This window comes from Gemmatimonadales bacterium, from assembly GCA_019637315.1.
In the GTDB taxonomy this organism is placed as follows: Bacteria; Gemmatimonadota; Gemmatimonadetes; order Gemmatimonadales; family GWC2-71-9; genus SHZU01.
Window position 1 is genome coordinate 262,230 of record JAHBVU010000002.1, and the last position, 24,054, is coordinate 286,283.

At 65.6% G+C, this 24,054-nt stretch carries 21 protein-coding genes; all 21 read right to left on the reverse strand.

Features of this window, described 5'->3' with window-relative positions; genetic code table 11:
• Positions 1-11 precede the first annotated feature (11 nt).
• Positions 12-1,532 (reverse strand): bacillithiol biosynthesis cysteine-adding enzyme BshC, encoded by a 1,521-nt coding sequence (gene bshC, locus KF785_03150; protein ID MBX3145742.1) that lies wholly within the window; start codon positions 1,530-1,532, stop codon positions 12-14.
• Between the two features lie 69 nt (positions 1,533-1,601).
• Positions 1,602-2,060: a 23S rRNA (pseudouridine(1915)-N(3))-methyltransferase RlmH gene (gene rlmH, locus KF785_03155; protein ID MBX3145743.1), complete on the reverse strand. Its 459-nt coding sequence runs from the start codon at positions 2,058-2,060 to the stop codon at positions 1,602-1,604.
• Between the two features lie 15 nt (positions 2,061-2,075).
• Positions 2,076-3,374 carry a Glu/Leu/Phe/Val dehydrogenase gene (locus KF785_03160; protein ID MBX3145744.1) on the reverse strand — a complete coding sequence of 433 codons (1,299 nt, stop codon included), beginning with the start codon at positions 3,372-3,374 and terminating at the stop codon, positions 2,076-2,078.
• A 45-nt stretch (positions 3,375-3,419) separates the two neighbouring features.
• On the reverse strand, positions 3,420-4,463 hold the full coding sequence (lpxK, locus tag KF785_03165; protein MBX3145745.1) for a tetraacyldisaccharide 4'-kinase: 1,044 nt from the start codon (positions 4,461-4,463) through the stop codon (positions 3,420-3,422).
• On the reverse strand, positions 4,430-5,089 hold the full coding sequence (locus tag KF785_03170) for a lysophospholipid acyltransferase family protein (GenBank protein ID MBX3145746.1): 660 nt from the start codon (positions 5,087-5,089) through the stop codon (positions 4,430-4,432). Before KF785_03170 ends, lpxK begins: the two co-directional genes overlap by 34 nt.
• Entirely contained in the window at positions 5,086-6,195 is a 1,110-nt protein-coding gene (lpxB, locus tag KF785_03175; protein MBX3145747.1) for a lipid-A-disaccharide synthase, read from the reverse strand. Before lpxB ends, KF785_03170 begins: the two co-directional genes overlap by 4 nt.
• Positions 6,192-7,145, reverse strand: coding sequence for a Gfo/Idh/MocA family oxidoreductase (locus KF785_03180; GenBank protein MBX3145748.1), 954 nt, complete (start codon positions 7,143-7,145; stop codon positions 6,192-6,194). The genes lpxB and KF785_03180 overlap by 4 nt, the downstream gene beginning before the upstream one ends.
• On the reverse strand, positions 7,145-7,936 hold the full coding sequence (gene lpxA, locus KF785_03185) for an acyl-ACP--UDP-N-acetylglucosamine O-acyltransferase (GenBank protein MBX3145749.1): 792 nt from the start codon (positions 7,934-7,936) through the stop codon (positions 7,145-7,147). The genes KF785_03180 and lpxA overlap by 1 nt, the downstream gene beginning before the upstream one ends.
• 7 nt (positions 7,937-7,943) lie before the next feature.
• Complete coding sequence (gene lpxC, locus KF785_03190) at positions 7,944-9,212, reverse strand: UDP-3-O-[3-hydroxymyristoyl] N-acetylglucosamine deacetylase (protein ID MBX3145750.1); 1,269 nt, start codon at positions 9,210-9,212, stop codon at positions 7,944-7,946.
• Positions 9,205-10,245, reverse strand: a complete 1,041-nt coding sequence (lpxD, locus tag KF785_03195) for a UDP-3-O-(3-hydroxymyristoyl)glucosamine N-acyltransferase (GenBank protein ID MBX3145751.1) — start codon at positions 10,243-10,245, stop codon at positions 9,205-9,207. The genes lpxC and lpxD overlap by 8 nt, the downstream gene beginning before the upstream one ends.
• A 1-nt stretch (position 10,246) precedes the next feature.
• Positions 10,247-10,843: an OmpH family outer membrane protein gene (locus KF785_03200; protein ID MBX3145752.1), complete on the reverse strand. Its 597-nt coding sequence runs from the start codon at positions 10,841-10,843 to the stop codon at positions 10,247-10,249.
• 43 nt (positions 10,844-10,886) lie between these two features.
• On the reverse strand, positions 10,887-13,328 hold the full coding sequence (gene bamA, locus KF785_03205) for an outer membrane protein assembly factor BamA (protein ID MBX3145753.1): 2,442 nt from the start codon (positions 13,326-13,328) through the stop codon (positions 10,887-10,889).
• A 13-nt stretch (positions 13,329-13,341) separates the two neighbouring features.
• On the reverse strand, positions 13,342-15,822 hold the full coding sequence (locus KF785_03210) for an ATP-dependent Clp protease ATP-binding subunit (GenBank protein ID MBX3145754.1): 2,481 nt from the start codon (positions 15,820-15,822) through the stop codon (positions 13,342-13,344).
• Positions 15,819-16,907, reverse strand: a complete 1,089-nt coding sequence (locus KF785_03215; GenBank protein MBX3145755.1) for a protein arginine kinase — start codon at positions 16,905-16,907, stop codon at positions 15,819-15,821. Before KF785_03215 ends, KF785_03210 begins: the two co-directional genes overlap by 4 nt.
• The gene (locus KF785_03220) at positions 16,904-17,407 is read right to left on the reverse strand and encodes a UvrB/UvrC motif-containing protein (GenBank protein ID MBX3145756.1); all 504 of its coding nucleotides are present in this window, start codon (positions 17,405-17,407) and stop codon (positions 16,904-16,906) included. The genes KF785_03215 and KF785_03220 overlap by 4 nt, the downstream gene beginning before the upstream one ends.
• Positions 17,404-18,108: an ABC transporter ATP-binding protein gene (locus KF785_03225; GenBank protein ID MBX3145757.1), complete on the reverse strand. Its 705-nt coding sequence runs from the start codon at positions 18,106-18,108 to the stop codon at positions 17,404-17,406. Before KF785_03225 ends, KF785_03220 begins: the two co-directional genes overlap by 4 nt.
• On the reverse strand, positions 18,105-19,385 hold the full coding sequence (locus KF785_03230; GenBank protein MBX3145758.1) for an ABC transporter permease: 1,281 nt from the start codon (positions 19,383-19,385) through the stop codon (positions 18,105-18,107). Before KF785_03230 ends, KF785_03225 begins: the two co-directional genes overlap by 4 nt.
• Complete coding sequence (lysS, locus tag KF785_03235) at positions 19,382-20,908, reverse strand: lysine--tRNA ligase (GenBank protein MBX3145759.1); 1,527 nt, start codon at positions 20,906-20,908, stop codon at positions 19,382-19,384. The genes KF785_03230 and lysS overlap by 4 nt, the downstream gene beginning before the upstream one ends.
• Complete coding sequence (gene prfB, locus KF785_03240; GenBank protein MBX3145760.1) at positions 20,905-21,939, reverse strand: peptide chain release factor 2; 1,035 nt, start codon at positions 21,937-21,939, stop codon at positions 20,905-20,907. The genes lysS and prfB overlap by 4 nt, the downstream gene beginning before the upstream one ends.
• A gap of 171 nt (positions 21,940-22,110) precedes the next feature.
• Entirely contained in the window at positions 22,111-23,073 is a 963-nt protein-coding gene (locus KF785_03245; GenBank protein MBX3145761.1) for a zinc-ribbon domain-containing protein, read from the reverse strand.
• A 9-nt stretch (positions 23,074-23,082) separates the two neighbouring features.
• Positions 23,083-24,048 carry a diguanylate cyclase gene (locus tag KF785_03250; GenBank protein MBX3145762.1) on the reverse strand — a complete coding sequence of 322 codons (966 nt, stop codon included), beginning with the start codon at positions 24,046-24,048 and terminating at the stop codon, positions 23,083-23,085.
• Positions 24,049-24,054: the final 6 nt, after the last annotated feature.

Sequence of the window (24,054 nt, forward strand, 5' to 3'; positions counted from 1 at the left end):
TACGATCGAGTCTAGGGGGTGGCAGTGCCGGCTTCAAGGGCAGCATCGTAGCGCGCATCGATATGGGTCGCGAGCTGTTCGAGCAGCGCGGGGCCACCATACCGGCCGGCGAACGCCGGAAAGCCCAGGACACGCTCCTGCGGCTCGCCGTCGGGACGCACCGCGGTCCGAGCGCGATCGAGCTGGCTGACCAGCTCTCCCTGGCGGCGCTTCTGGGCCTGGAGGAGGCGTTTCTCGAGGTCGCCGAGCTGACCGATGGCCGAGTTCTGCCCCGAAATGACGGGTTTTTCCAGGGTTACGTCTATCTGGCGTGCCACGGCGGCAATGCGCTCGAACCCGGCGGCGATTGCCTGCCGCGCCGCCGCAAACGCCGGGTCGAAATCCTCGGGGGAGAGGCTCTTCAAGACCCGTTGCTCGAGGGCACCGTCGCCGGCGATCAGCTCGGTGACCGTCAGGCCGAACTTATCTGCCGTCCGGTTGACCCGCGGCTCGACCAGCACGCCGGACCATCGCGGTACCGGAATCTGTCGGTGCGCATCAAGCGCTGGATACAGCACCTCGGCCAGGCGGAGATAGCGGAGTTCCCCAGGGCCGCCGACGTAGGCGACGGTGGGGAGCAGGACACTCTCCATCACGGGTCTGAGCAGCACGTTGGGAGAGAATCGTTCCGGTTGGGCTCGTGCCAGGGCGGCCAGCGCCGGTTCGGTGTAGCGTTCGCCGCTCCGGCGGGCGACCAGCGCATCGCCGTCGCGTCGGAGCCGATCGCGTCCCCCTGCCCCTTCGACGAACACCAGAGTAGCCCCATCGCCCACCTTGACCGACACGGGCTGCCCAGCTGCCGCCAATTCCGCTGCCCGCGCCGTCAGCAGCGCATCGAGATCGGCGGCGCGGCGAACCGCCTCGAGAAGCAGCGGCGTCGCGGCGAGTTTTACTTCCGGCGCCGATGCATCGAGGCAGACGATTCCGAACGGATCGAGCAGCTCGGCCAGCGCCATCCCGAAGGCCCGTCCGAGCGTCTGGTCGGTCCTGTAATGGCGCCGGAGCCAGGCCACGACCTCGTCGCGCGAGGGGCTAGCGGGCAGCGACCGCTCCAGATCATCGAGCCAGCCGGCGGTGGAAGCGGGCACCGGCTCGCGGGCCAGCGGGCGCAGCGGCGCATCGGGGTCCCTCGGGTCGAGGGTGGCCCGCACCAGGCCGCCGTCCTGGCCGAACCAGGCCGCCGTAGACCCCTCGGCGTAGTCGTGGTCGTCACCGGCGACCCAGAAGACGGGGACGACGGGACGTCCCCAGCGGCGCTCGAGGGCGGCAGCCAGCGAGCGCGCCGACAGGGCCTTGTAGACCGTATAGAGCGGTCCGGTGAAGAGCCCGGGCTGCTGACCCGTGGTCACGACGAGCGCACCGGCCGCCAGCTTGGCACGCGCCGCCGCCGCGCCCGGCAAGAGGGCGCCTTCCAGCGCGGGGTTCCACCCGCCGGTGCGTGGTTCCGGAATGGTGGGACATCCCGCCAGCGGCGTATCGATAATCGAGATCATGGGTCCTTCTGCCAATCATCGGGATGCTGCGGTGCGCGGCCCGACCGGCGGCGCACGGCAGCGTTCACGCTACTTGTGATACGGGATACCGTGAAGAATGGTCAGGGCCCGGTACCATTGTTCCACCACCACCACCCGCGCCAGCTCATGCGGCAACGTGAGCGGACCCAGACTCCAACGCGCTTCGGCGCGGGTCAGCACCGACTCATCGACACCTGTAGACCCACCGATCACGAGGGCCAGGGTTCGCTGACGCTGACGCCAGCGATCGAGCTGCGCGGCGAGCGCGGTACTCGACCACGCCGTTCCGGTCCGATCGAGGACGATCACGGCCGCCCGATCGGGAATCGCCTCGAGGATTTTCCGGCCTTCGAAGCGCCGTTGTTCGTCGGCGCTGGCGGTCGCGGGCCCTTCCCTGATTTCCCGCTCCTCCACCTCGCCGAAGCGTCGGAGGCGTGCGAGATAATCGTCGCACGCCTCTCGAAACGCCGGGCGCAGCCTGCCGACGGCAATCAGCTGGGTGACCACCGCCGCGCCAGGTTACTACGCATACATCCCGCGGAGTCGATGGACTTGGGCCACCCGGTCGATCGCTACCATGTACGCGGCGATCCGCATGCTGACGTCGTGCTTGGCCGCCATTGCGGACACCTCGGCAAAGGCGTCGACCATGATCTTCTCGAGACGGGTATTGACGGTTTCCTCGTCCCAGAAGTAGCCGCCGCGGTCCTGGACCCACTCGAAGTAGCTGACCGTGACGCCGCCTGCGTTGGCCAGAATGTCGGGCACGATCAGGATGCCCTTGTCCTGGAGGATCTGGTCTGCCGTTGCGGAGGTGGGCCCATTGGCGCCTTCGACGATGATCCGCGCCTTGATCTCGGAGGCGTTGTCGTCGGTGATCACGTTCTCGAGCGCGGCCGGGAGCAGGACGTCGCAGTCGAGCGTCAAGATCTGCTCGTTGGATACGTGCTCGGCTTCCGGAAATCCGCGCAGGAACCGGTTCTCGCGAACGTAGTCGCGCACCTTCTGCAGGTCGAGCCCGTTCGGATTGTAAATACCGCCGCTCTTGTCGCTCACGGCAACGATGCAGAGCCCGAGCTCTTCCATCAGCTGGGCAGCGATCGACCCGACGTTGCCGAAGCCCTGGACCACCACGCGTGTCGACCGATCGATCGGCATGCCCAGGGTCTTGAGCGCCTCACGAGCCGAGATCATGCAGCCCCGCCCGGTCGCCTCGCGGCGCCCAAGCGAGCCGCCCATCGCGATCGGCTTGCCGGTGACGACATGCGTTACCGTGTGGCGCTTGTGCATGGAGTAGGTATCCATGATCCACGCCATGACGCGCTCATTGGTGTTGACGTCCGGCGCCGGCACATCCGAGTCGGGTCCCAGGGTGTCGATGATCCCTGCGGTGTAGCGACGGGTGAGCCGCTCGAGTTCTCCGATCGACATGGTCGACGGATCGCAGAGAATCCCGCCTTTGGCCCCGCCGAACGGCAGGTTGACGACGGCGCATTTCCAGGTCATCCACGCAGCGAGCGCGTTCACTTCGTCGAGCGTGACGCCCATGTCATAACGAATACCGCCCTTGGCGGGGCCGCGGGCGGTATTATAGAGCACTCGATATCCGGTAAACACCTCTGTCTGGCCGTTATCGCGCAGAAGCGGACACGCCACGATGATCTGCTTTTCGGCATGTCGCAGGACGCTGTAGAGACCCGGCTCGAGGTTGAGCTTGGCCGCCGCAACGTCGAAGCGAGCCATCATCGATTCGAACGGGTTTTCTTCCCCGCCCAAATGGGTGTCCTTTTCAGGCCGAATCTGGCCATGGACGGAAGCCATCGGTAACGATCTCCAGAAGGTTAGGTCACGCAAGGAGCGATAAAACTAATCGGCTCCCGGTGGGCGGAGGAGGCCGTCGAGGCGCGCTTCGAATTCGGCTTGCCCGTCCTCCCACTGCACCTCGAGTTCCGCAACGAGCGGCTCCGGAATACTGGCCGGCCAGCGATCGCGCAGCTTGACGGCGTCCTTTTCCGTCAGAATCACGAAATCCGCCTTGCGCGCCGCGCGAGCCAGCCAGGCGACGTCCTCGTCACGAAAGCTGTGGTGGTCGCGCCAGGTGGCCGCCTGGACCTGCGCGCCAGTCGCCTTGGTCTGGGCAATGAACGCTTCCGGGTTGGCAATGGCCGAGGCGGCCACCACCCGCCGATTGGCCAGTTCCGACCGCGCCACGGTCCGGCCCGTCACCATGCCGCGATACTGGGCAACGCCCAAGTGCACGATGCCCACCGGACCGTCGATCATCGCACCGAACTCACGCGCCACCTGCGCGGCCGTGGCCGCATCCGCCCGCTTCCGGGTGACGATGATGCAATCGGCGCGCCGTGCACCGGCCGCGGGTTCGCGCCAGGGCCCCGCTGGCAGACACCAGCGGACGGCACGAGCAGACTCGGCTGCCACGAGAAGAATGTTGAGGTCGCGCCAGACGTCGCGCCGCTGAAAGGCATCGTCCAGCACCAGGACTTCGGCACCTCGGGCCGCCGCCAGCTCAGCGCCTCGGACCCGGTCGGCATCGGCCACGACCACGGCGTCGGGAACCGTTCGCTGATGGACCAGGACCTCGTCGTGTCCGTAGCCCCGCAGCAGAATGCCCGGCACACGGCCCTGGCGGGCCCACCGAGCCGCGATCCACCCCGCGATGGGGGTCTTCCCTGACCCGCCGACCGTGAGGTTTCCAACCGCGACTGTGGGCAGCGACAGATCGCGGACCGGAATCCAGCCTCGGTCGAATGCCAGGTTCCGGGCACTGGCTGCGGCCCGCCACAGGCCGGCCAGCGGCACCAGTCCCGCCCGGACGAGCCGGGCGTCGATCCGCCGGCTGGTCCAGAGCCATCGGATCAGCCGGTGGCTGTCGCCGCGTCGCGCTGCCATGCGATCTCCATTTCGATCGTGCTCAATGCCGCTTCAGCCTGCCCGGCTGCTCCGGCGGCGGCCTCAGAGCCGGGGCCCACGGAAAAGGGGTTGCCATAGCCGATTCGGACGCGAGCGGCCAGCTTCGGAACGACAAAACGGTCCCAGGACGACAGTCGCCAGGCTCGATCGGTCTCGGCATGAATCGGCAGGATGGGCACCGCTGCTTTGGCCGCCGCCGCCAGGATACCCGGCTTGAGTTCGCGACGAGGGCCGCGGGGGCCGTCCGGTGTAAACGCCACGGGAGTTCCCGACTCGAGCGCCTTGATGGCACCGACCAGCGCGCGGACTCCGCCCCGGGTGCTCGATCCATACAAGCAGCGATATCCCAGCCGTTCGGCGTAGGCGGCGAGGTAACGTCCGTCGTTCGCTTCGCTCACCACGATGGCAATGCCCTGATGCCGGTGATGCCAGAGCAGCGGCAAAAGGACCTCGTGCCAGAGCAGGAAGACGAACGGGCGCTGCGCGGTGCGCAGTGCGCGCCAGGCGTCGTCGCCCCGGGCCTCGATCCGCCAGGTTCGCGCCAGCGACGAGACCAGCGGACCGACCAGGCGTGCCGTGGTCCGGGGCGCCAGGCGCCACTTCATCGCAGCAAGGTCGCAGCAAGCTCCGCAACCCGTTCGGCGGCGCCGGGGCCGCCCAGCTGTTCCCGGACAGCCGCCAGGTCAGCCCGCTGGGTCACGGTTGCATCGGCGTCGGGATCGAGGAGGGGACGCACCGCGTCGGCCAGGCGGTCTACCTTGACCTCGCCCTGCACTAGTTCGGTCACGACCGGCCGGTTGGCAATCAGGTTGGGCAGGCTGATCCACTGCACCCGCATGATCCGCCGCGCGAGCCATGCCGTGAAGGGGTGAACCCGATAGGCCACCACCATCGGTGTATCGGTCAGTGCCGCCTCCAGGGTCGTGGTGCCAGACTTGGCAAGGACTGCGTCGGCAGCGGCCAGGACCAGCATCGGATCGGCATCCAGGAGTTCCAGCGCCCCCGAGTCGGGATAGGTGCCCACGGCGACGGTAGCCACCAGCACCCGGTCGACCTGCCCCTCTGCCAGGAGCTTGGCGCCCGCCCCGCGAAACGCCGTCCAGTGGCGGGCCAGTTCCTGACGCCGGCTGCCCGGGAACAGACTGAGCACCCGCGCATCCGGTGGAATCCCGAGCGCGGCGCGCGCGTCGGCGCGGGTCGGGACGACCGCCCGATCAGCGAGGGGATGGCCGACGTACTCGGCCGCCAGGCCCAGCTTGGCGAAGAACGGGGCTTCGAACGGAAAGATGACCGCGAAACGATCGACCGCTTTCCGGAACCGCGCCGCACGCTTGGCCCCCCAGGCCCAGAGCTGGGGGGCGACGTAATACAGCACCGGAACCTGCGCCGCCTGGGCGGCCTCGGCGACCCGGAGGTTGAAGCCGGGATAATCGACCGGGATGACGAGCCGATAGCGGCCGGCCTTGAGGTCGCGCCGAAGGTCGCCCAGGAGGCGGGCGTGGGCTGGGATCTTCGAAATGATCTCGGCAAAGCCCATGACCGTGTACCGTTCCATCGGCCAGCGTATCCGGGCCCCGGCGGCCGCCATGGCGGGTCCGCCGAAGGCTTCGATCTCGACCCCCGGCATCCGGGCCTTGAGGGCCCGTACCACCGCCGCGCCATGCAGATCGCCCGAGGGCTCCCCCGCCGAGAGGAAGATTCGGTCCGTCACCCCGGCTTGACCGCTTCGCCCACGCGGAGCGCCAACTCGAGCGCCGCCCGTCCTTCGGCCCCGCTCACGACCGCAGCCTCCTCGCCGCGGACCGACCGGACGAAGCTGCGGATTTCCTCGCCCAGGGCATCCTGCTCGGGCGCAGCCAGGGGAATCACTTCGACGATTTCCTCGAGATTGAGCGCTCCGTTGGCCGGGCGATCGCTGCGCAGACGCATGAAGACGCCGGTCCCGGCTGCGAGGTCGAGTGAAAAGTAACCGTTAGGCTGAAAGAGCCGTAACTTGCGGACGCGTTCCCGTGCCACCCGCGAGGCCGTGATGTTGGCGACCGCACCAGACCCGAACTCGACCCGCGAGTTGACGATGTCGACGTGGGGTGTCAGAACGGCCACCCCGCTGGCCCGAACCTCCACGGCCGGCGATCCGCGACTCAGGTGCAGCACCAGGTCCAGATCGTGGATCATCAGGTCGAGAATCACCGCCACATCCGCTCCCCGGGGCTGGAACGGCGCCAGTCGGGTGCTCTCGAAGTAGCGAACCTCTCCCAGGTACGGTTCGGCCGCCCGCACGGCTCGATTGAATCGCTCGATGTGGCCGACGAACAGCGGCGCGCCGGAACGCGAGGACGCCGCCAGCAGGGCATCGGCCTCTGCCAGAGACGCCGCCAGCGGCTTTTCCATCAGGACGGCCCGCCCGCGAGCGAGCGCACGCAACCCGACTGTGGCGTGGTCCGGCGTCGGAACGGCCACGGTCACCGCTTCGACACGGTCGAGCAACCCGTCCAGGTCCGCAAAGAACGATGTGCCGTTGGCCTGCGCGATCTCCTGCCCGCGAGCCGCATCGGTATCGTGGACCCCGACGAGTTCCGCGTCAGGAAGCCGGGCAACGTGCCGGGCGTGATGGCGTCCCAGCGCGCCGACTCCGATCACCCCGACGGGCAGACGACACATCAGGAGGGGATGCCGCGCCCGGATCGTGAAACGAATTCCAGGAACTGCCGCACTTCAGGAATCATCGGAACTTCGGCCTCCACCCGCGCCATGGCCTGGGAGACGTTGAGGTCCGAATTGAAGAAGAGGCGGTAGACCCGCTTGAGGGCCCGGACGGTTTCCTCCGGCATGCCGGCCCGCTGCAGTCCGACACTGTTGAGCCCGTAGAGCTCGACCGGATTGCCCACGGCTTTGACGAACGGCGGAATATCCTGATTGACCCGGGAACAGCCCCCCACGAAAGCCAGCGAGCCGACCGTGACGAACTGATGCAGGGCCACGACGCCGGAGAGAATCGCGCGGTCGTGCACGGTAATGTGCCCTGCCAGCTGCGTACCATTGGCGATGCTGACGTGATCGCCGACATGGCAATCGTGCGCCAGGTGCACATAGCTCATGATGAAGCAGCGCGCGCCGATCCGTGTCACACCGGACGCCGCAGTGCCGCGGTTCACGGTCGAATACTCGCGGATCGTGGTGTCGGCCCCGATCTCGACCCAGGTTTCTTCGCCTCTGAACTTGAGGTCCTGCGGGTCACCGCCGAGAATGGAGCCGGCACCGATCGACACGCCGGTGGCCAGCCGCACATTCCGTTCGAGGGTAACGCGCGGACCGATCCGACAGCGGTCGCCGATCGTGACGTTGGGACCGATGATCGCAAACGGACCTACCTCGACGCCAGTTCCGATCACCGCATCGGGATCCACGATCGCGGTGGGATGGACCGTCGTCTCGGTCGGAGGCGCCGTCATTGAAGGCTCACTTGTCCATAACCATGGCCATCATCTCTGCTTCGCAGACGACGACGCCGTCGACGTACGCCACGCCTTTCATGCGACACACCCGGCCTCGTAACTGGACCATCTCGACCTCCTGTCGGATCTGGTCCCCGGGAACTACGGGACGCCGGAACTTGATATTGTCCAGCGTCATGAAGTAAACCACCTTGTCTGCCGGGGCGTCCAGCTCTCCCATCAGCAGCATCCCGCCGGCTTGCGCCATCGATTCCACGATCAATACGCCCGGCATGACGGGGTGGTTCGGGAAGTGTCCCTGAAAAAATGGCTCGTTGATGGTGACGTTCTTGATTCCGACCACGCGCTTGCGCGGCTCGATCTCGATGATCCGATCGACCAGGAGAAAGGGATACCGATGCGGGATGACGTCCAGGATTCGCCCGATATCGAGCACCTGGCCGTTCGATGCCGCGGTGCGTATCAGGGTTTGTGCGAGGGCCACATTCCCCTCATGGCTCGGCCGCGTGGCGACGATATGCGCGCGGATCCGGGATCCCGTCAGCGCCAGATCGCCCACGATGTCGCCCGCCTTGTGGCGCAGAAACTCGTCCGGCCAGCGGAGCGGCCCCGTCAGCACCTCGGTGTCCGATAACACGACCGCCGACTCCGGGGTGCCGCCTTTGAGCAGTCCCTTGGCACGCAGACTATCGAGCTCGTTCGCAAAACCGAAGGTGCGGGCGGGCGCCAACTCGCGGCGGAACTCGTCCAGCGTCACATCATACGCACCAACCTGGCGACCGATCAGTGGGTGCGGCCATTCGATCGTCGCGGTAATCCGCAGCGCCTTGGCGGGCGACACGATGTAGCTGGCGTCACCCACGGTGACCGTAAACGGTGTCGTGACCGTCAGGACAGCCGGCGTGCCATCCTGCTCGGTCGTCCCCACCCGCTCCAGCTCGGCCAGGAAAGGGGCAAAGGAGCCGTCCAGAATCGGGGCCTCGGGCCCGTCGATCTCGATCAGCAGATCGTCGAGCTCAAGCGCAGCAACCGCTGCCAGCAGGTGTTCGACCGTATGGACGGTCGCGCCGACCGGTCCGATGGCCGTGCGACGCTCGGTCGCTTCGACCGCATCGATCCGGGCGGCAAACTCGGGCGTATCGGGCAGGTCCACCCGCCGGAAACGGATCCCGGTACCCGACGCTGCGGGCCCGCAGCGAACCGTGGTGGTGGCACCCGTATGGAGGCCTGTCCCCGTCAGGGTCGCCACGTCCTTCAAGGTTCGTCTAGCCATCCTGCCTTCGATCCTTAACGATGGTTTCGAGTTCGGCCACGAGCGGCGCGAGCCGGTACAACGCCGCCTGGGCACGGAGAAACTCGCGATGGGGCCGGGCGGGAAACCCGCTCACATCGGTGCCCGGCGCCACCTCGGAAATAACCCCCGCTTTGGCACCGACCCGGGCCCGATCACCAACCGTGAAATGTCCACCGATTGCACTATGACCCGCGAGGATCACGTCATCCCCTACGCGGGCGCTACCGGCAACGACGACCCCACCCATGATCAGACAGCGGGCACCGATCCGGGCGTTGTGCCCGATGTGCACGTGATTGTCGAGCTTGGTCCCTGGCCCGATGACTGTGTCACCGATGCTACCTCGGTCAATGCAGCTATTGGCGCCGATTTGGACGTCGTCCGCCACCCGGCAGCCCCCAACATGCGGAATCGGGTGGTGACCCTGCCGGTCCGAAATGAATCCGAATCCAGACCCGCCAATGACCGCCCCGGCCTTAATGTGAACCCGGTCGCCGATCTCGGTGCCCCGGTAGCAGACCACATGCGGGTCGAGCACGCTGTCGTTGCCGATCCGGACACCCGGTTCGAGAACGACGCCCGCCGCCAGCACGACGCGGTCACCCAGCACGACGCCATCGCCGAGCACAACGTGCGCGGCGAGCGCGAGATCGTGTCCGAGCTGACAGCCGGTGCCGATCCGGGCCGAGGGGTCGATACTCGGTGTGGGGCGTGCCGTCGGAAAGAGGGTGCTGACCACGCGAGCGATCGCTCCGGCCGGATCGCGCACGGCGATCCGGGTTGCCGGTCCCGGCGTCTCAGGGGGAAGGTCGAGCGGCACCAGGACAGCGCCGGCGCGGCTCACCATGAACTGATCGACATACTTGTGGGAGGCCAGGAACGAAAGCGCATCGCCGTGAGCCCGATCGAGCGGGCCCACGGCGTGAAGTTGCACTGTTCCATCCCCTTCGAGGCGGCCCCCGACGAGCTCGGCAATGGCCGCCGCGGTCAGGGACGCCGCGGCGATGGTCACGTCAACCGGGGGGCGCCTGCGCCAGCCGCTGCGCAATCCGGAGGGTAATGTCGAGCGACCGATCGTAGGTGATGATGTTGGCCGACTCCTCCGCCCCAATGTCGATGATCAGTGCGATGTTCTCCTCGGCGCGGACCCCCTCGATGATGGCCCGGAGCCGCTGCTCCATCGGCGCCATCAGCTCCTGCTGCCGATTGCCCAGTTTGGCTTGCAGCGCCTGCAGCTTGGCCTGGAGCGAGTCGCCCTGCGCCTGCAACTGCCGCTCGCGGGCGGTGCGGTTGCTGGGCGTCATCATCGCCTGACTCTGCTGATACGTCGCCACCGACGAATCGAAGGCCGCTCGCAGCTTGTCCGCTTCGCCCCGGATCTGGGTCGCTTCCCGCGTGAACAGACTCTCGGCTGCCGCGTAACCCGGCATGCCGCGGAGGAGTGCGCCGGCGTTGATGAAGGCGATCCTGGACGAAGCGACTTGCGGCTGGGCCGTCGTCGCGCGAGGCGGCTGAGCCGGCGGCGGCGTTGCCTGCGCGGCAAGCTGTGATGCGGTTCCCGCGAGGGCCAGAACCGTGGTTGACATCAGAACGAACCGAACCAGCGACATCGTCGATCCTCCAACCCTAAGGGGATGGTATGAGTGTAGCCACCTAGAAGAAGTTGCCTAACCGGAAATGCAACTGCCATCCCGGATCCGGCCGCCCGGCGACGTCGGTCCGGTCGAGACCGTACGCCACGTCGATGCCAATCGGACCGAGCGGGGAAATCAATGCGACACCGGCGCCCAGACTGCGATACAGCCGCGTCGGATTGTACTGACGGGCACGCCCGTAGACATTACCGGCGTCGGAGAAGATGTTGACGTAGAACTGCTGCGACAGCCGCGCGCCGGCTTCGACCGTGAAGGTCGCGTACGACTTACCGAACGCGTCGGGACGAACGCTCGCTCCGCTGGCGCCGGGGTTGTAGCCTAACGGCGTCACCGCAAACTCGTCGTAGCCGCGGAGCGGAATGCCGTACTGCACCCCGCCCAACGAGTAGAGCTCATAGAAGAAGGGACCGACGGTCCCAAAGACGAAACCAGACTTCGCCTTGAATCCCAAGGTGAACTGGATTCCCCCGCCGAAGGCGTCACCGCCGGCCCGGCCAAGCGGCGCATACCAGGCGCCGTCGAGGTCAATCTTCTGATACTGGCCGCTGCCGCCCAGAAACCCGCCGTTGTGCTCGAACGAGGTCGTGATCGAGTTCCCGGCAACCGGGAACGGAAGGCCGATGCGGGTATCGCGCACCAGGCTGAGCCCGATGGACGAGCGTACGCAGTTGTCGTCGCAGCGATACTGGTCCGCCAGGTCGGCCGGCATGTCGGTAAACCGGTTCCGCTGGAATCCGTAGCTGGCGAAGACCCGGGTGTAGCGCGAGCCGAAGAAGGGGAAACCAAACTGCAGGTTGGCACCCTCACGACGGATCCGACCCAGGTCGCCCACCGTGTACCGCTGCCGGCTGTTGAAGAGAGTGAGCGTTCCCGAGAAACGGCTGTCGCGAATCGCCGGGTCGGAGTAGCTCAGGTTGAAATCGTTGATGTTGGCGCCGAACTGCCATTGCACCCGGCCCCGCTTGGCCTTGCCAAACAGGTTGGGCTCCTCGAGGCCGAGGAAACCGCCAACCCCGACGCCCTGGCCAACCGACGCACCGAAGTTGACGTTACCGGTGCTCTTCTCGTTGACCCGGAAGGTGATGTCGACATCGACACCGTTCTCGGCCTGCTCGACCTCCGGACCCGGTAAGGGTTGCTCGAAGAAGTTGAGGTTCGAGATGTTCTGATATGATCGCAGCAACAGGTCCCGATTGAATGTCATACCGGGCACCAGCACGATCTGCTCGCGGATGACCCGCTCGTGCGTCACCTCGTTGCCCACGATGGTAATCTTGTTGATCGTCGCAGGCTGTCCTTCGTACACCCGCCAGCGCAGATCGACGATCGGCCGACCATCGGCTCCGGTGCGACGGATCTCTTCAGGTTCGACCCGCGCCATGATGTAGCCGTTGTTCGAATACAGATCGCGAATCTTGTCCGTGGCGGTCTCCCACTCGGCCCGGCTGAAGGCAACATCGGCGTCGACGCCGCTGCCCGCGACGATAGCCATGCCAAAGGGGTAGTACAGGCTCAGCTCGTCCGCCGAGAATCGGCGGTTGCCGATGATATCGAAGTTGCCGACCTTGTACGGCTGACCTTCGTCGACCTCGACGACGAGGATGGCTTTCCCCGGCACCGTGTCGGCCACCAGGGTATCCCTCAGCACCCGCAAATCGACATATCCTCGATTGGCGTACCACTGCGGAATCCGGTTGCGCAGGTCGTCCTGCACCCGATCCTCACTGTACTCGCCCTTTCGGAACCACCAGAATCCCTCGGGGCGCGAGGACATGCCTTTGACGATCTCGCTATCCTTGAAGCGCTCGTTGCCCTCGATGATGACCTGGCTGATCACCACCCGGTTGCCTTCGCTGACGACGAACGCGATGTCCACCGAATTGGCTGAATCGCTCCGGGTCTCTTCGACCTCGACTTGGACGGCGTAGTATCCCTTGCGCTGGTAGAGTGAGTCGATCCCCGCGGCCGATCGCGCGAGTGCCACCCGATCGACCGGTCGCCCCTCCAGCACCGCAACTTTCTTGCGAACCTCCGACAGCTCGAGCTTCTCGACTCCCCGCAGCGACCACCGCCCGAGCGTCGGACGTTCACGCACCACGATGGTGACGATGTTGAGGGCCTCCACTTCCTGCGCTTCGATCCGGACATCATCGAACTGCCCGGTCTGGTACAGGCTGGTGATGGCCCGCTGCACTCCTCGATAGTTGAGGGTCTGGAAGATCTGGATGCCCGACAAGGTCGCAATCTCGTCGGGCTTGAGGCGCTGATTGCCGCGCACGACGATACTGTCGACCAGGATTTCCTGGATCGGATCGGGATCTTGCGCCGCCAACGGCGCCGCCATCACGGGAAGGAACAGGAACGCGAGAAACGCGACCACGGCATGATGCCATCGTCCGCGTCCCCGACCAGCCGGATCGGCCGCACGACCGGAACTCACCACCGAAGGCTCCTTACAGCGACGAGCCGGACAGGGCCCGGAAAACGAGCTTGTCGCCCTCCGGCGCAAGGTCAATCTCGAGTTCCTCGCCCCGCGCAATCTCGCCGGCCAGGAGCCGCTCGCTGAGCGGGTCCTCGATGTACTTCTGAATGGCCCGCTTGAGCGGCCGAGCGCCGTAGGTCTGGTCGTACCCCTTCGCCACCAGGAAATCGGTTGCCGCGGGGGTGAGCCGTACCTCATTGCCGACCCGCCGATCGAGCTCTCTCAGCAGGATGGTGACGATCTGCTCGATATGCTCCTTCTCGAGCGGATGGAACACGATCACGTCGTCGACCCGGTTGAGAAACTCCGGATTGAAGACTTTCGCAATCTCTTCCTTGACCGTCTCAGCGATCTTGGCAAAGGACGCCGCGGCGCTCTGCTGATGGAATCCGAGCGACTTCGATTTGAAGATGTCGCGTGCGCCGACGTTCGACGTCATGATCAGCACGGTGTTCTTGAAGTCGATGACGCGACCGTAGTTGTCGGTCAGATGCCCCTCGTCGAGCACCTGCAGCAGCAGATTGAAGACGTCGGGGTGCGCCTTCTCGATCTCATCGAGCAGGACCACCGAATACGGCTTGCGTCGGACTGCCTTGGTCAGCGTGCCTGAGTCTTCGTAGCCGACGTAGCCCGGAGGCGCGCCGATCAGACGGGACACCGAGAACTTCTCCATGTACTCCGACATGTCGACCCGGATCAACGCGCTCGGATCGGCAAAGAGGAACTGGGCCAGTGACCGCGCCAGCTCGGTTTTTCCGACGCCGGTCGGACCCGAGAAGATGAACGATCCGATGGGCCGCCGGGGGTCTTTGAGCCCGGCCCTCGAGCGCCGAATGGCCCGCGAGACGGCCTGAATGGCTTCTTCCTGACCGACCACCGACTTGTGGATCTCATCCTCCATCCGCAGCAACCGAGCCGTCTCGGCCTCCTGCAGGCGGGTGAGCGGAATACCGGTCCAGCGCGAGACGATGAACCCGATGGCTTCCTCGTCGATGACGGGACGGCGGCTCTGACGGTCGCGCTCCCACTCCTCCTGCTTGAGGCGGATCTTGTTCTGAAGATCGCGCTCGGAGTCACGCAGCGCCGCTGCCCGCTCGAAGTTCTGATCGCGGACCGCGTTCTCTTTCTCCTGATTGACCTTCTCGAGCTCCGCCTTGAGCTCGGACAACTCGGGCGGCGGCGCCTGCGACGCCAGGCGCGCACGGGCGCCCGCCTCGTCGATCACGTCGATTGCCTTATCCGGCAGAAACCGGTCCGTGATGTATCGTTCGGACAGCTCCGCAGCCGCCACCAGCGACGCATCGGGAATGCTGACGCGGTGATGGTCCTCATACTTCTTGCGGACGCCCTTGAGGATCTCGATCGTCTCGTCCACCGTCGGCGGGTCGACGATGACGGCCTGGAAGCGCCGTTCGAGCGCGCCATCCTTCTCGATGTACTTGCGATACTCGTTCAGGGTCGAGGCACCGACACACTGCAGCTCGCCACGCGCCAGCGCAGGCTTGAGCATGTTCGAGGCGTCGATGGCGCCCTCGGCCGCTCCGGCGCCGACCAGCGTGTGCAGCTCGTCGATGAACAGGATGATGCTCTTGTTCTGGGCGATCTCGTTCATGACCGCCTTGAGCCGCTCTTCGAACTGGCCGCGGTACTTGGTACCAGCGATCACGGCGGCCATGTCGAGCGACAGGACCCGGTTGTCGCGCAGCACGTCCGGGCAGGTGCCCGTGGCAATCATGATGGCAAGGCCCTCGACGATGGCCGTCTTACCCACACCGGGCTCGCCGATCAGGACCGGATTGTTCTTCTTGCGCCGGGCCAGGATTTCCATGACCCGCTGGATTTCCTTCTGGCGGCCCACCGTCGGGTCGAGTTGACCATCGGCGGCGAGCTGGGTCAGATCACGGCAGAAGTGATCGAGGGCCGGCGTCTTCGACTTCTTTTCCGACTTGGGGGTTGCCGCACTTGCGGCCGGCGCGGACGGTGCCGCCGTCGACGTCTGCGGCGGCATGTCGCTGCCGAGCAGGCGCAGCGTCTCGGCGCGCGACTGCTCGAGGGTGACGCCGGCATCGGTCAGCACCTGGGCGGCAATGCCCTTTTCTTCCCGCAGCAGTCCCAGCAGCAGATGCTCGGTGCCCACATACGAGTGGTTGAGCTCGCGGGCTTCCGTCATGGCGAGTTCGAGCACCTTCTTGGCCCGCGAGGTGTAGGGCAAGTCGGGACCCGGCGCCGAGGACGCTTTGCCCTTCTTGACCGTTTCCTCGATCTTCTGCTGGATCTCTTCGAGGTCGACGTTCAGGTTGGTCAGGACCGCAGCGGCAACCCCTTCGCCCTCGCGAATCAAACCAAGCAGGATATGCTCGGTGCCCACGTACTCGTGGTGCAAACGTGCGGCTTCCTCCCGTGCCATCTGGAGGACCTTACGCACTCGATCGGTGAAGTTATAGCCGTTCATGCTCCCTGCCCGCGTCGGACTTCCTCTTCCAACGTTCCTCGGACGAACTCCGCCCGACGGATTGCCATTTCTTCTTCTTCCAGCACCCGTCCCGCCTTGGCATTCAAGTGAGCCGGCTGGCTGAACACCAGCAGCTTGTTGAGCGCATACATTCCGACGCTGGGAATCACCTTGAGGCTCACACCGAGCCGCACGCCGGATAGCAGGTTCATCGTTTCTTCGAAGCTCAGCGAGCGAGCGTAGCGCAGCAAGCCAAACGCACGCCAGCACTTGTCTTCGAGCACCGTCGGGGCATCACGCAGCAGCACCTGCCGAGCCCACTCCTCGACCCCGATCACATGCTGCACGATCGTGCCAAGGTGCTCCAGCAACTCCGCCTCACTCTTGCCAAGCGTAGTCTGGTTCGACAACTGAAAGAAGTTGCCGACCACCTCGCTGCCCTCCCCGTACAGACCCCGATACGTCAGCCCGATCCTGGTCAGACCGTGCAACGTTTTGTTGATCTCCTTCGTCAGCACGAGCCCCGGCAGGTGGATCAAAACCGATGCCCGAAGCCCCGTTCCGACGTTGGTGGGACACGACGTAAGGTAACCGAACGCCGAATGAAATGCGAAGGCAAGTCGTTGCCCCAGTTCAGTGTCCAGCCCCTCGACCTCGCGCCAGCACGCCGCGAAATCGACCCCCGATGCAAGGACCTGCAACCGCAGGTGATCCTCTTCGTTTACCATCACCGCCGCTCGATCCTGCAGGAGCAGCGCTCGGGCCGCAGCGCCCGAATTTCGGTCGCTCAGGCCGGCCAACTCGCGGCTGATCAGGTGCCGTTCCAGCAGGAGTCGATTGTCCCACTCTTCCAGCTGGTCCGGCCGAATCACCAGCGCATGGCCCAGCCCGGTTGTGCTGCCAGCCGCCTGAATGACCTCGTCGAGCACCTGGCGGCGCTCCGCGGCGTCCATCCGGACACCAAAGCGACGATTGGCCAGGTTCCTCGCCAACCGGACTCGAGTCGAGAGGACCAGGTGGCTGGCTGGCCCACTGGCTTCGAGCCACCCGAGGCCGCCGTCGGGCAACAGATCGAGATCGATCATTCCCGCTCCTTGAGCCGGTCACGCAACTCGGCGGCTTGCTCGAACTGCTCCTGCTCGATGGCTCGTTTGAGCCGCTCCCGGATCCGCTCGGTCGATTCGGGCTCGGTTGGTCGGGCCGCGGCGCCCGGAGCGAGGTAGACCTTCCCCGTGTGATGCGCAGAACCGTGGAGGCGTCGCAGCAGTTCGCGCAGCGGTTCTCCAAAGGTGTCGTAGCATCGTCCACACCCGAGGCGACCCGTCTCCCGAAAGTCCTGCAGTGACGCGCCGCACCCGGGGCAGACCACGCTTTCGGACGTGGGGTCGGCGGCAGCAACCTCGGCTTCCAGCGAAAGCGCAGCCAGCAACCCGCCGATCGGCGTGTCCTCCATGGAGGCCGGCGTCTGGATCCCCTTTTCCGCGGCGCACTGAGCGCACAGCTGCACCGTCTCGACCTGCCCACCAACGATCTGGGTCAGCGTAATGATGCCTTCGCGCTCCTGGCAATTGCTGCACAGGGTCATGGGCCGGCGTCCGCAGCTATCGACTCCACCGACAGACGGCCGTCGGCCAGACGCAGAATCTGGTCGGCCCGGTTGGCGAGATCGCGGTTATGGGTGGCGACGACCACGGCGGTTTGGAACTGATCGCGGACGCCCGCGAGGACCTCGTGCAGCACGGCGGCATTGTGCGGATCCAGATTGCCCGACGGCTCATCGGCCAGCACGACGGCCGGCGCCGGAACGACGGCCCGCGCCACCGCCGCCCGTTGCTGCTCACCGCCCGACAGCTGAGCCGGATAGTGGCGCAGCCGCGCGCCGAGTCCGAGCTGCCCGAGCACGGCGGCGGCGCGCGCCTCTGCCTCGGCACTCGGCACCCCGGCGATCAGCAGCGGCATCATCACGTTCTCGACCGCCGTGAAGTCGCGCAGCAGATGGTGGAACTGGAAGACGAACCCGATCCGGACGTTGCGCAGGCGGGCCCGGGCTTCGATGGACAGGGTCCCGACATCGGTTCCTTCGATGCGCACCTGGCCTTGATCGGGCGTGTCGAGCGCACCAAGCATGTGGAGCAGCGTGCTCTTGCCGGCCCCGCTGGCGCCGACGACCGCCAGAAACTGAGCCGGGTAGATCGCGAGGTCGAGTCCGTCGAGCACCCGAATCGGCGTGCCGTCGCCACCCACATAGGTCTTGCCGACGCCGACGGCTTCCACCACGGGCGTCATTCGTGACGAATCGCTTCGACGGGTTGCAGTCGCGAGGCGAACCGCGACGCGGGAATCGTCGCCGCCAGCGCAATCGCCAGACTGACGGTCACGATCGCTAACACGTCGAACGGCTCGATGTGAACCGGCAGATGGTCGATGAAATAGATCGACGGGTCGATCCGAATCAGCTGGCTGCCGTCGAGCACGAACGCGACGGTAAAGCCCAGGATCAGCCCCAGCGTCGTGCCGACGACGCCGATGGTGGCGCCCTGCGCCACGAAGATGCGGCCAATCGAGGCCGGGCGGAGTCCCATGGCCAGAAGAATGCCGATTTCACGGGTTCGCTCGCCGACGATCATCGTCAGCGTGCCGATAATATTGAACGCTGCCACGACACTGATAAACATGATCACCAGCGCCATGCCCAGCTTCTCGAGCTGCATGGCGCCGAAGAGGCTCTGATTCTGCTCCTGCCAGGCAATGGTCCGATACGGATAGCCGAGTCGTGCTTCGATCCGGCGCCCCACCTCCTGGGCCTTCCAGGGGTCTTTGACCCGGACCTGGATGCCCGAAACAGCGGTGCCCAGCCCGGCAAACCGCTGCGCCTCAGCCAGGCGCATCACGATGAACTCATCGTCGTACTGGTACATCCCGGTGTTGAAGGTGCCGACCACTTCGAAAAGCCAGGGGCGAACCGTCGGCACGCCCAGGGCCCGATTCCGGTTCTGCACGTCGTTAGGCGAGATCAGCGAGACCACGTCGCCGACGTAGGTCGAGAGCCGGTTGGCCAGCCGATACCCGATGATGATGCCGCCATCGACCGTATCCTGGGTGGTCCGGAAATCGAGCGCTCCCTCGGTGATCGCCTGCGGCAGCGCCGTCACCGCTACCGCACCCGTATCAGGATCAAGTCCGACGACGTCCGCCGCAGCCGGATAGTTGGCGCTGTTGAGCACCAGCGTCTTGACGAGGACTTCGGGCGCTGCAGCCACAACGTCGGGGTCCTGCCGCACCGAATCGAGCACGGCGCGCCAGTCATTGACCCGGAGATTCGCCCCAAAGGTCAGGACATGCAGGTGCGGATTACCGACCAGAATCTTGTCTCGCAGATCGTTCCGAAGGCCGTTGATAATGCCTAAGACAACGATCAGCGCGGCTACCCCGATGGCGACACCCGCAACCGCAATCTTGGTGTTGAGGCTCGCGAAACGAGAGGACGTGCGTCCCGCCAGGTAACGCAGCGCCACCCGCCGCTCGAGCGGATCGGGCCACCAGGGTCGACGGGGCGCGCTCACCCCTGCCCGCCCCCCTCCGGCCTCATCGCGGGAAACAGGATGACATCCCGAATCGAAGCCTGATCCGCCAGCAGCATAACCAGCCGGTCGATGCCCAATCCGAGGCCGCCGGTCGGCGGCATGCCGTACTCCAGCGCCCGGATGTAGTCCGTGTCATACGGCTGCGCTTCGTCGTCGCCGGCGGCGCGCTGCCGGACCTGGTCCTCGAACCGGGCCCGCTGATCGTCCGGGTCGTTGAGCTCGCTGAAGGCGTTGGCAAGCTCTTTGGTATTGACGAAGAGCTCGAAACGCTCGACCACGCCGGCTTTCGACCGGTGCACTTTGGCCAGCGGCGAGATCGACATCGGGTGATCGATCACGAAGGACGGCTGCACCAGTTCCGGCTCGACGAAGGTCTTGAAGAGTTCGTCGATCAGGCGCCCCCCGGTCATTGTGTCGACCGCCTCGCGCGGCTCACCCGCGCGCACCAGGCGGTCGCGCATCTGGGCTTCCGTTGCCGTGGCAAGGCTGAGGCCCGCCCGCTCCTCGATAGCCTCGACGAACGAGACCCGCTGCCAGGGGGGCGTAAAGTCGATAGTCCGTCCTCCCACCGTGATCGACGACGTCCCATGACAGTGCCGCACGAGCTCCGGCAGCATCGACTCCATCATCGCCATCATGTCGGTGTAGTCCATGTAGGCCGCGTAGAACTCGAGCATGGTGAATTCCGGGTTATGGGTCCGGTCCATCCCCTCATTCCGGAAATCATGCCCGATCTCATAGACGCGGTCGAAGCCGCCGACAATCAGGCGCTTGAGATAGAGCTCATCCGCGATGCGCAGGTAGAGCGGCATGTCCAGCGCGTTGTGGTGGGTGACAAACGGCTGGGCCGACGCGCCACCGTAGAGCGGCTGCAGAATCGGCGTTTCGACCTCGAGGAACCCGCGCTCATCCAGAAAACGCCGAATGAACTTGATGGCCTCCGCACGCAGCACGAAGACGCGTCGAACCTCGGGATGAACCGCCAGGTCGGCATAGCGCTGCCGATAGCGGAACTCCGGGTCGGCGACGCCCCCATAGGTGACCGTCTCGCCGGTATCCGTGGTCTGGACCTTGCCGCGCGGCAGCGGCTTGAGACTCTTGGTCAGGAACTGGACGCCAGTGCCCTTGATCGTGACCTCGCCGGTTTTGGTCCGGAAGAGCGCGCCCGTCACCCCGATGAAGTCGTCGAGATCGATCTGCTTGACGACGGCGTACCGATCGCCCAACGCGTCCTGACGGAGGTAGACCTGGATCCGGCCGGTCGCATCCTCGAGATGGAGAAAGGTCGTCTTCCCCTGCGACCTGAGCGCGACGACGCGTCCGGCCGCCTTGACCTCCGGTCCCTGCTCCCCCATCGCATCGTCATACAACGCGGCGATCTCACCGGCCGGGTGGGTTCGATCGAAACGATAGGCATACGGGTTTTCGCCCATGGCTTCGAGCGCGGCGCGCGATTGCCGCCGGGCCGCCTCGACATACGTCCGTTCGTCGCCCTGGGTCACGCCGCCGATCCTCCGAACCGCTTGAGATAGCTGTGAATGAAGTCGTCCAGATCGCCGTCCATGACACCCTGGACGTCGCTCACTTTGAGCTCGGTCCGGTGATCATTGACCATGGTGTAGGGCTGGAAGACATACGACCGGATCTGATTGCCCCAGGAAATGTCCGTTTTGGTCGCCTCGACCTTGGCCTTCTCCGCTTCCTGTTCCTCGAGCTTCCGCTGGTACAGGGCGGCGCGCAGCATCTTCATCGCGGTCTCTTTGTTCTTGTGCTGGCTGCGCTCCTGCTGGCATGACACGACGATCTTGGTCGGGATGTGGGTCAGACGAACGGCCGACGAGGTCTTGTTGACGTGCTGTCCGCCGGCACCGGACGCCCGGAACACATCCATCTTGATGTCTTCATCGCGAAGATCGATGTCGATCGTGTCGTCGATGTCCGGATAGACGAAGACCGAGGCAAACGAGGTGTGTCGCCGCGCCTGCGAGTCGAATGGCGAGATCCGCACCAGACGGTGGACCCCCTTCTCCGCCTTGAGGAATCCGTACGCGTAATCGCCTTCGATCTCGAGCGAGGCGGAGGTGATACCGGCTTCCTCACCCGTCTCATAGTCGAGCACTTTGACCCGATAGCCGTGCTGCTCGGCCCAGCGGCGGTACATCCGGGTCAGCATTTCGGCCCAATCCTGCGACTCGGTGCCGCCCGCACCGGGATGAATCGTGAGCAGTGCGTTCCGCATGTCATCAGGGCCTTGCAGCATCGACTTCAACTCGAACGCCGCCAGCGCCTTTTCCAATCGCTCGATCTCGGACCCCAGTTCCTCGGTCAGCCCCTCATCCGGTTCGACCTCGAGCAACTCGTGCAGACTCTTGGCATCCGCCAGGCGCTGGGCAATCTCGTTCCCCGGCGTCAACCAGCCCTTGAGCGCCTTGACCTCCTGCACCAGCTCACGCGCCCGTTCCTGGTTGGACCAGAATCCGGGGCCGAGTTGCTCACCTTCCAGGACTTCCAGCCGCTGCGCTTTGCCAGGCAAGTCAAAGAAAGTCTCGCAGTTCGGTTGCGCGGCGGTCGAGCGCGGCGAGACGATCGGTGAGGTTCGACATCTGGGAGTTCCTTTCGCATTCGTAGAAACGATCGAGCCGACCATCGAGAATCGCGAAGGTCGGCTCATCTGTCGCAATATACCGGGACCCCCCGGCCTCTCCTATGGGAAAAGCGTCTGCCCGTCGGCCAGGATTTCGTTGAGCGCCTCGTGGAAAAACGGGGTCGACTCGGCCAGTTCAGCCCCAACCTGGTCGACGTATTCTTCCCAACTCTTCTTGATTTCCTCCTCGAAGAGCGCCTTGAGCGAGTTCCGTTGCAGCCCTTCGCGCCGCTTGGCGGGATGGTAGACCACCATGTCTGAAATCAGCGCACGCGCCAGCCGCCGGGCTTTGGCGGCCGGGTCCTGGCGCATGAATGGATTGACCCGAGCCTTCCGTACCGCGGCGCCCACAGGCGGTGCCGGAGCGGCGGGACGCGGCAATCCAGGCAAGGCCGGAGCCGGGACAGCCGCCGCCTGAGGCGGGGCGAAGGCGGGGCCGAACCCGCCGCTCGAGACCGCCGGAGGCGTCGGAGATCGCGGTGCGGTTACGGGCGGTGTCACCGGGGGCAACGCAGCGTCCACCATGGCCGCAGCCTTCTCGACCGGCCTTGCCGGGGAGGTGAGCCCCCCGACCGCAGGTGGCGCTAGTGCCGGCCCCGGGCCGAACGCAGGAGTCGAGGGGCGCTCAACGGCGTGAGGCACCGGATCGACGCCGACCGGCTGCGGCACCTCCGGAGCGGCTGGTTCCGGCGGGAACTCAGGCCAAGGCGTCGGAATGTCCGGTTCCCGGGTCCGTCGCTCCTCGATGGCGTCCGCCGCCGTTGGCGCCGTGGTGCGGGCATGCCAGTCGTCGAAGGAATCACCAAAGGGCGAGCCAGGGGCATCGTCTCGGGCGGGCTCCGGGCGTACGGGCTCCGGCGGGGGCGCGGGGACCTCGATCGCAGCCGGCACCGCCACGGGAGCAGTCACCCGAACCCAGAAGATGCCGCTGCAGACAGAGCAGCGCGCCCGCACCCCGGCAGCAGGCACCTTGGCCGGATCGACCCTGAAGACGGTTTGACAGGATGTACAGGTTGCGTTCATACGAAGCCCCTACCGCCCGGCCCGGTCATCGCCCGTCCGGGTCTGACGCCGGTCGACCACAAAGACCGATCCGGGCAGCGTTTTGGCATAGCTCTTCATCTCGGTAGCCAGTTCGCTGACCTCCGCCGGATGCGCAAAGGTGCGATGGCGGTTGGTGACGATGCCGACCGAGAGTGTCATCAGCGGCACCCGGTGCAGCTGTCCCCGCCGGTCTTTGCCGAAGTAATATCCGGCGCGCCGATCCTGCTCGTTGTACTGATAGGGCACCAGCGTGTCGAAGACCGACAGGATTTCGGTACAGACCAAGCTAATCTCGGCCGCGGGGATGATGAAGATGAAGTCATCGCCGCCGATATGGCCGACAAAGCCGTTCGGGCCCAACACGCCTTTGACGACATCGTGCAGGATACGCGACAGCATGTAGATGACGCGATCGCCATCGTAGTAGCTGTAACGGTCGTTGTACTCTTTGAAATGGTCGAGATCGGCGTAGCAAACCGCGAACTCCTGGTCGCTCTCGAGCCGCCGACGAATTTCCCGGTCGATTTCCGGCGCACCGGGCAGACGGGTCGACGGATGAACGGAGACGTCACGCTGGCTGCGAACGCACAGGGCGTCGAGCCGGGCCAACTGTTCTTCCGGAGGAAACACGTCCGTCAGGATCTCGTCCGCCCCGGCCGCAAACCACTGCTGCATCTTGTCGGCCTGACGCTGCCCGCCGAGCACGAGCGCCGGGACGATCGCCGTGAAGGAATCCGACTTGAGTCGGCGAATCAGCTCGGTACCCGCTGCACTGGTTGCATCGCCGTCGACCAGCAGAATGCAAGGATGCCCACGCAAGATGATCGACTCGACCTGGTCGGGTTCGTCGAGCACCTCCACCGGGAAACGCTGATCGGTGGCCCACCGACGGACCAGATCAGGTACCGGTCGCCCGACCGGCCCGAAGTAGAGAATGGTCGGGCGATTCCTCACCAGGTC